General features: G+C 36.1%; 17 protein-coding genes. All 17 read left to right on the forward strand.

What is annotated here, in order from left to right; all coding sequences use genetic code 11:
• The 17 genes from FJ651_RS00560 to FJ651_RS00640 all read left to right on the forward strand — a co-directional run bounded on the left by FJ651_RS00560 (position 1) and on the right by FJ651_RS00640 (position 11,511).
• Positions 1-570, forward strand: a complete 570-nt coding sequence (locus FJ651_RS00560) for an anthranilate synthase component II (protein ID WP_140988455.1) — start codon at positions 1-3, stop codon at positions 568-570.
• Complete coding sequence (gene trpD, locus FJ651_RS00565; protein WP_140988456.1) at positions 567-1,562, forward strand: anthranilate phosphoribosyltransferase; 996 nt, start codon at positions 567-569, stop codon at positions 1,560-1,562. The genes FJ651_RS00560 and trpD overlap by 4 nt, the downstream gene beginning before the upstream one ends.
• The gene (trpC, locus tag FJ651_RS00570) at positions 1,563-2,348 is read left to right on the forward strand and encodes an indole-3-glycerol phosphate synthase TrpC (protein WP_140988457.1); all 786 of its coding nucleotides are present in this window, start codon (positions 1,563-1,565) and stop codon (positions 2,346-2,348) included. It abuts the gene before it with no gap.
• A complete protein-coding gene (locus tag FJ651_RS00575; protein WP_140988458.1) occupies positions 2,345-2,983 on the forward strand; it encodes a phosphoribosylanthranilate isomerase in 639 nt (212 codons plus the stop codon). The genes trpC and FJ651_RS00575 overlap by 4 nt, the downstream gene beginning before the upstream one ends.
• On the forward strand, positions 2,980-4,161 hold the full coding sequence (gene trpB / locus FJ651_RS00580) for a tryptophan synthase subunit beta (RefSeq protein ID WP_140988459.1): 1,182 nt from the start codon (positions 2,980-2,982) through the stop codon (positions 4,159-4,161). The genes FJ651_RS00575 and trpB overlap by 4 nt, the downstream gene beginning before the upstream one ends.
• A 14-nt stretch (positions 4,162-4,175) precedes the next feature.
• The gene (gene trpA / locus FJ651_RS00585; RefSeq protein WP_140988460.1) at positions 4,176-4,940 is read left to right on the forward strand and encodes a tryptophan synthase subunit alpha; all 765 of its coding nucleotides are present in this window, start codon (positions 4,176-4,178) and stop codon (positions 4,938-4,940) included.
• 374 nt (positions 4,941-5,314) lie between these two features.
• Positions 5,315-5,743, forward strand: a complete 429-nt coding sequence (locus FJ651_RS00590) for a hypothetical protein (RefSeq protein ID WP_140988461.1) — start codon at positions 5,315-5,317, stop codon at positions 5,741-5,743.
• 295 nt (positions 5,744-6,038) lie between these two features.
• On the forward strand, positions 6,039-6,392 hold the full coding sequence (locus FJ651_RS00595; protein ID WP_140988462.1) for a cupin domain-containing protein: 354 nt from the start codon (positions 6,039-6,041) through the stop codon (positions 6,390-6,392).
• 64 nt (positions 6,393-6,456) lie between these two features.
• Positions 6,457-7,017, forward strand: coding sequence for a helix-turn-helix domain-containing protein (locus FJ651_RS00600; protein WP_216746051.1), 561 nt, complete (start codon positions 6,457-6,459; stop codon positions 7,015-7,017).
• 426 nt (positions 7,018-7,443) lie between these two features.
• Positions 7,444-7,599 (forward strand): lmo0937 family membrane protein, encoded by a 156-nt coding sequence (locus FJ651_RS00605; protein WP_140988463.1) that lies wholly within the window; start codon positions 7,444-7,446, stop codon positions 7,597-7,599.
• Between the two features lie 43 nt (positions 7,600-7,642).
• Entirely contained in the window at positions 7,643-7,930 is a 288-nt protein-coding gene (locus FJ651_RS00610) for a YtxH domain-containing protein (protein ID WP_140988464.1), read from the forward strand.
• Between the two features lie 108 nt (positions 7,931-8,038).
• Positions 8,039-8,383, forward strand: a complete 345-nt coding sequence (locus FJ651_RS00615) for a phage holin family protein (RefSeq protein WP_140988465.1) — start codon at positions 8,039-8,041, stop codon at positions 8,381-8,383.
• Position 8,384: 1 nt separating this feature from the next.
• A complete protein-coding gene (locus FJ651_RS00620) occupies positions 8,385-8,768 on the forward strand; it encodes a hypothetical protein (protein WP_140988466.1) in 384 nt (127 codons plus the stop codon).
• A gap of 200 nt (positions 8,769-8,968) precedes the next feature.
• The gene (locus FJ651_RS00625) at positions 8,969-9,208 is read left to right on the forward strand and encodes a hypothetical protein (RefSeq protein ID WP_140988467.1); all 240 of its coding nucleotides are present in this window, start codon (positions 8,969-8,971) and stop codon (positions 9,206-9,208) included.
• A gap of 63 nt (positions 9,209-9,271) precedes the next feature.
• Positions 9,272-9,460 (forward strand): type II toxin-antitoxin system HicA family toxin, encoded by a 189-nt coding sequence (locus FJ651_RS00630; RefSeq protein ID WP_140988468.1) that lies wholly within the window; start codon positions 9,272-9,274, stop codon positions 9,458-9,460.
• Between the two features lie 4 nt (positions 9,461-9,464).
• Complete coding sequence (locus FJ651_RS00635) at positions 9,465-9,857, forward strand: helix-turn-helix domain-containing protein (protein WP_140988469.1); 393 nt, start codon at positions 9,465-9,467, stop codon at positions 9,855-9,857.
• Positions 9,858-9,990: 133 nt separating this feature from the next.
• The gene (locus FJ651_RS00640) at positions 9,991-11,511 is read left to right on the forward strand and encodes a carbon-nitrogen hydrolase family protein (protein WP_140988470.1); all 1,521 of its coding nucleotides are present in this window, start codon (positions 9,991-9,993) and stop codon (positions 11,509-11,511) included.
• Positions 11,512-12,018: the final 507 nt, after the last annotated feature.

Consider the following 12,018-nt stretch of genomic DNA (forward strand, 5'->3'; position numbering starts at 1 on the left):
ATGAACGTATTAGTTATAGATAATTACGACAGCTTTACCTACAATTTGGTGCATTACCTGCAGGATTTAGGTTGCCACGTTACCGTTAAGCGTAACGATCAGCTTAATCTGGAAGATGTTAAACCTTTCGATAAAATATTGTTGTCACCCGGTCCGGGTATTCCTGATGAAGCAGGATTGCTAAAACCCATTATTAAAACCTACGCCGCCACCAAAAGTATTTTGGGTGTTTGCCTCGGGCAGCAAGCCATTGGAGAAGTTTTTGGTGGCAGTTTAACCAATCTCGACGAAGTGTTTCACGGCGTGGCCACAAAAGTGCACATCACTGTTGATGATGAGTCGCTTTTTAAAGACTTGGACAAAACCATTGAAGTGGGTCGTTACCATTCTTGGGTAGTCGATGCTAACTTACCGGATGTACTGGAAGCTACTTCCTTTGATGACAACGGACAAGTAATGTCGTTACGCCATAAAACATTTGACATTAAAGGGGTACAATACCACCCGGAGTCGGTTTTAACACCACAGGGCAAACAAATATTAAAAAACTGGATAGAACATAAAGCATGAAAGCCATACTTAACAGACTGATCAATCACGAAAGCATTTCGAGCGAAGAGGCCAAAGAAGTTTTGGTCAATATTTCAAAAGGAGCTTATAACCAGAGTCAGATTGCCTCTTTTCTCACGGTTTATATGATGCGCAACATTACCCTTCAAGAACTTAGGGGGTTTAGAGAAGCACTGCTGGAACTTTGTATTCCGGTGGATTTATCAGATTACAACACCATCGATTTGTGTGGTACAGGTGGCGATGGAAAAGATACGTTTAATATTTCAACACTCGCTTCGTTTGTAACGGCGGGCGCGGGAATTCACGTGGCTAAGCACGGTAATTACGGGGTGTCTTCGGCTTGTGGCTCTTCAAATGTCATGGAATATCTGGGAGTGAAATTTTCAAACAATCCCGATTTTTTAAAATTAAGCATAGAAAAAGCCGGTATTTGTATTTTACATGCACCGCTATTTCATCCTGCCATGAAAAATGTGGCACCCATAAGACGTGAGTTAGGTGTGAAAACTTTTTTTAACATGTTGGGTCCAATGGTAAATCCGGCCTTTCCCAACAACCAAATGGTTGGTGTATTTAATTTAGAATTGCTAAGGCTTTATGCCTATTTATATCAAAACACCAACATTAACTATAGTATTGTACATGCGCTGGACGGCTATGACGAAATTTCGCTCACCGGAAACACCAAAATCGTCACCAATCGCCAGGAACAAATGCTTTCACCCCAAGATCTAGGATTAGACAACCTTGACCAAAATAGCATTCACGGCGGCAATTCTATTGAAAGTGCCGCTAAGATATTTTTAAATGTTATAAGCGGTCATGGCACCGAAGCACAACAAAATGTGGTTTGTGCCAATGCAGGTTTGGCCATTGCCACGGTTAAAGGCATGTCGCATCGGGACGGCTTCGAACTGGCCAAAGAAAGTTTAATCTCAGGCAAAGCCAAAAAAAGTTTAGAAACACTTATTCAATTAAGCAAGAATTAAATGACCATTTTAGATAAAATCATCTTTGACAAACACAAGGAAGTGGCGCTTAAAAAGCAACTGATTCCGGTAAAACAATTGGAAGCCTCTGTATTGTTTAGCAGAAACACCTTGTCGGTTACTCAGCGTATTAAAGAAAGTGACACCGGTATTATTGCCGAATACAAAAGGCGTTCGCCATCAAAAGACACCATTAACAATGCCTTAAACGTTTACGATGTTGCGCAAGGCTATGAGCAAGCAGGCGTTTGTGCCATGAGCGTTTTAACCGACGGGAAATACTTTGGTGGTAGCCTTGACGATTTACTATTGGCACGCGCCAATTGCCAATTGCCGTTATTGAGAAAAGATTTTGTTATTGACCCTTATCAAATTTTAGAGGCCAAAGCCTACGGTGCCAACATTATATTACTGATTGCAGCTGTTTTATCGAAGGATGACATTACTAATCTTTCCAAATTTGCCAAAAGCCTAGATTTAGAGGTATTGCTGGAAGTTCATAATTTAGACGAACTACATAAATCCATCATGCCAAGTCTTGATTTGATTGGTGTTAACAACCGAAATCTTAAAACTTTTGAAGTCAGTTTAAACACCAGCAAAGAATTAAGCACCGAAATACCCGACGACTTTGTGAAAATTTCAGAAAGCGGCATTAGTAATATTGAAGCCATCAAGGAATTAAAAACTTACGGCTATCAGGGTTTTTTAATAGGAGAAAACTTTATGAAAACCAACGATGCCGGCGAAAGTGCTGCAACCTTTATCAAAAATCTCAAGTCATGAAGTTAAAAATCTGCGGCATGAAATATCCCGAAAATATGATTGAGGTAGCATCTGTTGCACCAGATTATATGGGCTTTATTTTCTACGAAAAATCGTCGCGTTATTTCACAGGGACCATACCACAATTACCATCAAGCATTAAAAAAGTGGGGGTTTTTGTAAAAGCTTCAGATACTGAGATTATTCAAAAAATAAACTATTATAGATTAGATGCCGTTCAATTGCACGGCGATGAAACGCCTATGTTTTGCAAAGCCCTACGGCATCAGCTTAAAAGAACATTCCCATTAAAAACTATCGAGATAATTAAAGTATTTTCAGTTGGTAACACCTTTAATTTTGATCAATTAATGCCATTTCAAGATCATTGCGATTACTTTTTATTTGACACCAAAGGAAAGCTACCCGGTGGAAACGGGGAAACTTTTAACTGGCAACTATTAGAACATTACACTTTTACCAAACCTTACTTTTTAAGTGGCGGGATTGGATTAGAAAATATTGAAGCTTTAGAAAAATTTAAAAATAAGGCCATTTCAAAATATTGTTACGCCATTGATGTGAATAGTAAATTTGAAATCGAACCAGGACTAAAAGACAAAGAAAAATTACAACAATTAAAAAACACGCTATGAGTTACAACGTTAATGAAAAAGGTTATTACGGCGAATTTGGCGGTGCCTACATCCCCGAAATGCTCTACCCCAACATTGAAGAGCTACGCCAAAATTATTTAAAAATCACCGCTGAACCTTCGTTTCAAGAAGAATTTCACGCTTTGTTAAAAGATTACGTAGGCAGACCAACGCCTTTGTATTACGCCAAGCGGCTTAGCGAAAAATTCAACACGAAGATTTATTTAAAACGCGAAGATTTAAACCATACCGGTGCACACAAAGTAAACAACACTATTGGCCAAATACTATTGGCGCAACGTTTGGGTAAAACCCGTATTATTGCTGAAACCGGTGCCGGACAACACGGCGTTGCTACTGCCACCGTTTGTGCCTTGATGGGCATTGAATGCGTGGTGTATATGGGTGAAGTAGATATTGCGCGACAAGCACCCAACGTAGCCCGAATGAAAATGTTAGGCGCCAAAGTAGTACCGGCAACGTCGGGCAGTAAAACCTTAAAAGACGCCACCAACGAAGCCATGCGCGACTGGATTAACAATCCTGTTGATACCCATTATATTGTTGGTTCGGTGGTTGGTCCACACCCGTATCCCGATATGGTAGCGCGGTTTCAGGCGGTAGTTTCAGAAGAAATTAAATGGCAGTTACGAGAAAAAGAAGGTCGTAGCAACCCAGACTATGTAATGGCTTGTGTTGGTGGTGGTAGCAATGCCGCAGGCGCTTTTTATCATTATTTAGATGAAAAAGACGTGAAGCTCATTGCTGTTGAAGCCGCGGGCAAAGGCGTTGATACCGGCGAAAGTGCCGCAACCTCGATCTTGGGCAAAGAAGGCATTATTCACGGAAGTAAAACCCTGTTGATGCAAACCCACGACGGCCAAATAACTGAACCATATTCTATTTCGGCCGGTTTAGATTATCCCGGTGTTGGCCCTATGCATGCCCATTTATTTAAAACCGGCAGGGCCGAATTTATAGCTATAACCGATGACGATGCCATGACCTCCGGATTGGAATTAAGTCAGTTGGAAGGCATCATTCCGGCGATAGAAACCTCGCATGCGCTGGCAGTGTTCAATTACAAAAAATTCAAACCAAACGATGTTATAGTGATTAATCTTTCTGGCCGTGGCGACAAAGATTTAGATACCTATATTAAATATTTTAAGCTTTAATTATTTAAGAAGTAATGAACAGAATTATACAAAAACTACAGGAACCTCAAAAACTGCTGTCTATTTACTTCACAGCAGGTTATCCGGAATTAAACGATACAGTCACCATTATTAAATCTCTGGAAGACAACGGTGTTGATATGATTGAAATTGGCTTGCCTTTTAGCGATCCTTTGGCAGACGGACCGACCATTCAGGACAGTTCAACGGCAGCTTTGAAAAACGGCATGAGCAGTAACTTGTTGTTTGATCAGTTGACCAATATCAGAGAAATCGTGAAAATTCCACTAATCATTATGGGGTATTTTAATCCAATATTGCAATTTGGGGTAGAAGACTTTTGTAAAAAGTGTCAGGAAGTGGGCATAGACGGTTTAATTATCCCCGATTTGCCGGCCGATGTTTACAACGAACACTACCGTCATATTTTCGAAAAATACGGCCTTATCAATATTTTCCTGATTACCCCGCAAACTTCGGAAGAGCGCGTTAAATTTATCGATGGTATATCGAACGGATTTATCTACATGGTGAGTAGCGCTAGCGTTACCGGGAGCCAATCAGGCTTTGGTAACGAACAAGAAGCCTATTTTAAACGCATTCACAACATGCAACTTAAGAATCCGCAAATAGTTGGTTTCGGTATCAAAGACAAAGAAACCTTTACTCAAGCCACGCAATACGCAAAAGGCGCCATTATTGGCAGTGCATTTATTAAAAATCTTACGTTTAATGGAGTGAACTCAATAGAACTTTTCACAAAACAATTTAAGGCTTAAAAAAAGGTATTTGAAAGACACTTTTCTCTGTAAAATATTTCAAACTACTTAATTTCAAAGTGATAACCTTGCAATAATCATTTAATTATTTGAAATTAATGTGATATATGTAATCTTTATCAACTCTTGTGTAACATGAGACATGCATTGCTGCCTTAACTTTGCAGTAGTTATTAATCGCATTTAGTTATTAATTACTGTTAATTAGTTATTAGGATTGCAATTTCTCAAATGTAGTAGGGGGCTATATAACACTTAAAGTTTATAGGACATTTGTTGAATTAAAAAAGTATAGGGCTCTCAAACCCTATACTTTTTATTCTAATTAATTAAATTAATGAGACGACAACATAAACAATTTAAAGACAAAAACAATGAAACGCTCACTTTATTACACAACAAGTTTTTTAATGTTAACCTTATTTCTACTTAATTGTAAATCAAATGATAAAAAAGTAGATGATACTAACAACATTACTGAAAGCACCACAGCTCAACTTAATGAAGAGCAACAAAAATTAAATGCCGAGTATAAAGCATTTAAAACTTATGCTTTAGCTGAAATTGAAGAAAACGACGAAAATATTGAAAAATTACAAGCTAAAATTGACGAACCGGGCAAAACTCTGGACGAAGCCAGAAAAAGACGTATTACTGATTTGAAAGAGCAAAATACCGAACTTAGAAATCGATTAAACAATTACAATTTAAATACCAGCGATTGGCAAAGTTTTAAAACAAATTTTAATAAAGATTTAAAGAGTGTTGGAGATTCTTTTAGAGATTTATTTTCAGCAAACTGAAAAACAAAAATCCATTAAATTAGAAAAGTTAAAAGCAATTTCATTTAATGAAGTTGCTTTTTTTTCTTGACGTTTAAATCACCTATATCAATTAAGTATTTGATAATTATCAACTTTAAATCAAATATTTTTCTCATCTTTACATTACATTGACATAGTAAAATAATTAAAAAAAGTTGTAATTTCTCATTTATTGAAATCGAAATAAAGACGAAGCTAACACTGTTTTACCTGTTACCACACTACAATTAAAGGATGTAGATTTTACAAATTGTACTTATACCATTTTAAGCAAATGAAAGCGTTAAAAACAAATATTGAATTAGAAAAGGCGACATCGCATATCATCATTGAGATCATTGAATATCTGCCAAACGCCGTAGTGAGTAAAACCATCATAAAAAAAATAACGGGTAACATTACCGCTACATCTTTTGATGCCGGTGAAGAACTGGAAGAAAAGTTATTACCATTTGATACTTATATTCAAATTATTGATGGCGCCGCATCACTTAACATGAACAAAAAAAACTTTAACCTTATTAAGGGAGAAGGCATCATCATACCCGCCCATACCCAACATCATTTTTCGGCTAAAGAACAATTTAAAATGATTTCTACGGTAATTAAAAGCGGTTATGAAGATTGATCAATAAATGGTATTTTCATAATGCTGTTTAGAATAAATTATAATTAATCAATCCACATAAACTATGAGACTTTACATTAAATACATGGTAAGTCTTCGTTGTAAAATGGTAGTCAAGGAAGAGCTTAAAAAATTAGGGATTCCGTATGCCAGTGTTGAGCTTGGAACTGTTGATCTACTTTCAAAAATCACCCGAAGACAGCGCGAAATACTTAAATCAAGTCTTGCCGGATGCGGACTGCAATTACTGGATGATAAAAAACAAATTCTTATAGAAAAAATAAAAAACGTTATTGTTGAAATGATTCATTACACTGATGAATTGCCTAAGGTAAATTATTCCGATTACATCAGTGAAAAACTTAACCTTGACTACACTTATCTTTCCAATTGCTTTTCTGACGTGAAAGGCATTACCATACAGCAATATATTATTTTTCACAAAATTGAGAGGGTAAAAGAATTATTACTGTACGACGAATTGAACCTTACAGAGATCTCGTACAAGCTTAACTACAGCAGTGTTGCCCATTTATCAAATCAGTTTAAAAAAGTCACCGGACTCACACCTACGTATTTTAAAACTTTAAAGAAAAAAAGAAGACAAAACCTTGAAAATCTGTGATTTTTACAATCTATTACCTGTTTTGTGTAACACATTATTCTTTAAATATCTTCACCTTTGTAATACAAATAAGCCACTAATAAACAGTAACTGTTAGACTTATTTTTAACAACCTAAAGAATAAATTAATCAAACATCAAAGTGAAAAATAAAAAAAGCGACCAATATGCTAAAGTTGGAAAAATCGTAAAAAAGTTAGATGAAATTATCAGAAATCAAGATAATGCATCGACAAAAAATACGATAAAGATTTTGGATCTATCGAAGGCCTTATAAAAAATCGGATCAAAAATATTGCCTTCAGAATTACATATAATTAGTTAGTTGGTGGTTTGATAAGAAGGGTTGTATCCCTTGTGAATGCAACTCTTCTTTAACTAAAAACCAAAACTAAAAACAAAAAAATAATCATTAAAACTTATCAAAATGGGAAATTTATTATACACAATCGCAGTCATCTTACTCATAGTATGGGCTGTAGGGTTTTTTTCTTTCAACGTGGGAAACATCATTCATATTCTTTTAGTTATAGCCGTTATAGCCATAATTTTTAGACTTATTCAAGGCCGAAGACCTCTTTAAAACTTAATTAAATAATATTAAAAATCTACTTAAAACAAATCAAATGGAAAATTCAAACAGTACCGGTAAGATAGTTGGCGCGTTAATGATAGGCACTTTAGTTGGTGCAGCTATTGGCGTTTTATTTGCACCTCATAAAGGAAGCAAAACAAGACACAACATTGCAAATGGAGCTAAAGACCTTGCAAATAGCGCCAAGGATCTTGCCAACGACGTAAAGCACAGAGTAAGTAGTGGCTACGACGAGCTTGTTCATCAAGCTGAGAAAGCCACTTCGTACGCCGATGGCCAAGCTAAAGCCATAACAAACACAAATAAGCAAAAAATGTAAGTGTTCTTTTAAACACTCTATCGAGTGACTTAACCTAATCTATTAATTGGCAATAAGCCGGGAAGCTAAATACTTTTCGGCTTATTCTTTAAAACAAGATACAACCTCATGACAGATACCACAAAAATAGAAGCCCTAACCGAAGATTTAAAAGCGTATTTACAAACTTCAAAAAGTTTACTGCAATCTCAAATCACAGAAAAAATTGCAGTATTAAGTGCTAGTATCATTCAACATGTCATTACCACTATTGTAGTAATCTTTTGTTTACTTTTTTTGAGCATAAGTCTTGGTATTTATTTGTCTATTTTATTTGATAGTTATCTATTTGGCTTTTTGAGTGTATCCGGCGTTTACATGATAATTCTTGTTCTATTACTTCTAATTAACAAACAACTCATACGTAACCCCATCATTAACAGGATTATTTTTAAAATCACAAATAACCAATAAGATGAATATTGATAAGCTCTCACAACACCAATTAATCCTTAAAAACATAGAACAACTTAAAATTGATAAGGACGAAAAAGAAGACAACGTAAAACAATCTTTTGGTAATTTGGTTGATTCACTAAATCCGTTTTCTATTGCAAAAAATTCACTTCACGAATTTGTTACAGATCAAGATGTAAGAACCGATTTAACATCAAGCGGATTGCAACTTGGCTTTACACTTCTCAGCAATAAGCTCTTCGGAAAATACAATAGTACAAAAGGATTTGTGGGAGCCGTAATCACCGAAAATATACTTCAAGGCATTGTAAAACAAAATATTCCTACTTTTATTTTGGCGTTTAACAAATTTTTCTTCTCAGAATCTAAGCGAAATAATTAAGTTTGTGAGCCTCATATTTCGGTAAATTTGAAATCATCAATGCGTTCAAATTTAATCGTTAATTCAACTAAAGCATTCTTTAAACTTTTGATCTGTTCAATAGTTCAAAGTTGAAGGTTATATTTATATCTAATTGAATGGTGCTAATTTTCTTACCATTTAAGAAATTCAAAATTTTTAATAGTAATTTAGCCTTCCAAATGAAGCAAATAATCAACGATTGGAAGTTAATCCTGGTGCTATGCCTGTTTTTAGGCCTAGCACCCTTTACACCCGAACCTCATTTATGGGGTAAAATTAAATGGATAGCCGGTGGCGCTAATGGCATGCAACTTATCGATTGCTTTGATGTTTTGTTTCATGGATTTCCGTTTTTGTTGCTTTTAAGATTGGTAGTTATTAAATTGAGCAGTACAGATAAGAAAAATGAATTTCGTTGATTATTTATTTGCTATAAAGTAAATTATTATTTACCTTTATGGTTTGATTTTTGACTTATCTAAATGAAATGCTCAGAACTCTACCGAATACTAACTAAGGACGGTTGGTATCCTATATCGCAAAAAGGCTCACATATAAAAATGATTCATTCAACAAAAAAAGGAATGATTGTATTTCCTAATCACGGAAGTCAAGAAATTGGCAAGGGACTTGAAAAGAAAATTCTAAAAGATGCCCAAATTAAAAAATAAAGAAATGGCAAAGGAAAAAATTACAATGTTAGTTGAAAAAACAGAAACAGGTTTTTCAGCGTATTCTAAAGACTATCCAATATTTACAACCGGGCAATCTATTCCCGAATTAATCAATAATGCTTATGAAGCTATTAATTTTTATTTTGACGAGACAAGCACTCAAATAAAACCACAAGACATTAAATTTGAAATTGATTTCAAACAATTTTTCAAGTATTATAAGGTTTTAAATGCGAAATTTTTAGCTGAAAAAATTGGCATGAACGCAACCTTACTGTCGCAATATATTTCAGGAACAAAAAAACCATCGGCTAAACAAACCGAAAAAATATTAAAAGGGATCCACCAAATAGGACAAGAATTATCAGGAATTAATTTACTGCAAACCGCATGATTTAACAAATACTACTGTTCAGATCTTGAATTGATAAAATGCTAATTTCAAAAAAGTAGTTAAAAAATCATGGCAAAGCTCGCCATATATTGATTAAATCGTTTACCTTATAATATTTATCCAAACACCACATATGCAACAAATAGAAAACATTGAATTAAAATATTTAAAACTCGAAGACTATCCCGAATTTAAAGAAGCCATGATTGCCGCTTACCCCAATATGCCTGGCGCCTATTGGAGAGAACATCAAATTGAAAAATTAATCACCGACTTTCCCGAAGGTCAGGTTGTCATTAAGGTAAACGATAAAATCGCCGGTTGTGCATTATCAATTATTGTAGATTACAATCAGTTTGACGACCATCATACTTATAAAGACATTACAGGTAATTTTACCTTCAGCACCCATACCAATCACGGCGATGTGATGTACGGTATTGACGTGTTTATCAGACCTGAATATCGCGGATTGCGATTGGGGCGCAGATTGTACGACTACCGCAAAGAACTGTGCGAACGACTCAACTTACGGGGCGTTGCCTTTGGTGGTCGCATTCCCAATTACCACAAATTCTCAGAAACTTTAAGTCCGAAAGAATACATAGAAAAAGTAAAACAAAAGGAAATTCACGATCCGGTATTGAATTTTCAAATATCCAACGACTTCCACCCTACCCGAATTTTAAGAGGTTATCTGGAAGGCGATAAATCGTCTCAGGAATATGCCGTTTTGCTGGAATGGGACAATATTTACTACGAAAAACCCGACCGAAAAGCCGCTACCGTTAAAAAAATTGTGCGTCTGGGATTGATTCAATGGCAAATGCGATTGTATAAAAATTTAGACGATTTAATGCAACAGGCTGAATTCTTTGTCGATGCTGTTTCGGGATACCGAAGCGATTTTGCACTCTTTCCAGAGTTTTTCAACGCACCGCTCATGGCCGATAACAATCACCTGGGTGAAGCCGCAGCTATTAGAGAGTTGGCCAAACACACCGAAGAAATTGTGCAGCGTTTTTCAAAGCTGGCCATATCTTACAATATCAATATCATTACCGGCAGCATGCCTGAAATGGTAGACGACCGCCTTTACAATGTGGGCTATTTATGCAGAAGAGACGGCAGCATGGAACGCTACGAAAAATTGCATGTAACACCCGACGAAGCCAAAGTCTGGGGTATGACAGGCGGTTCGGAACTTAAAGCCTATGATACCGATTGCGGCAAAATAGGCATTCTCATCTGTTACGATTCTGAATTTCCTGAGCTAAGCCGATTACTGGCCGATGAAGGGATGGATATATTATTTGTCCCATTTTTAACCGATACCCAAAACGGATTCTCTCGTGTGCGCCATTGCGCCCAGGCGCGAGCCATAGAAAACGAATGTTATGTAGCCATTGCCGGTAGCGTTGGTAATTTACCTTATGTGGATAATATGGATATTCAGTTTGCGCAGTCTATGGTGTTTACACCTTGCGATTTCGCATTCCCCTCAAACGGTGTGAAAGCCGAGGCCACCCAAAACACAGAAATGATATTAATAGCCGACGTTGATTTAGATTTACTGCGAGAACTCAACCAATTTGGCAGTGTGAGAAATCTAAAAGACCGAAGATTGGATTTGTTTGAGCTTAGAAAGAAATAAAGAGCCTTAAATGATATTATTTCACAAAGATTCGCCGAGAACCACCGAGATTCACTGAGAAAATTTGACACGGATTTCACTGATTTACACGGATTCCATTCTACCTGATTAGAATCTATACATCTGTGATAATCCGTGTAATCTGTGTCTCAAAAAAAATATGTAATTAAAACTCTGTAAAACTCTTCGAAACCTCTGTGAAACTCCGCGGTACAATTCAAGGTTTGATCATTTCACAAAGATTCACTGAGAACCACCGAGATTCACTGAGAAAATTTGACACGGATTTCACTGATTTACACGGATTCCATTCTACCTGATTAGAATCTATACATCTGTGATAATCCGTGTAATCTGTGTCTCAAAAAAAATATGTAATTAAAACTCTGTAAAACTCTTCGAAACCTCTGTGAAACTCCGCGGTACAATTCAAGGTTTGATCATTTCACAAAGATTCACTGAGAACCACCGAGATTCACTGAGAAAATTTGACACGGATTTCACTGA

Origin of the sequence: Paucihalobacter ruber, assembly GCF_006494535.1 — a bacterium.
In the GTDB taxonomy this organism is placed as follows: domain Bacteria; phylum Bacteroidota; class Bacteroidia; order Flavobacteriales; family Flavobacteriaceae; genus Paucihalobacter; species Paucihalobacter ruber.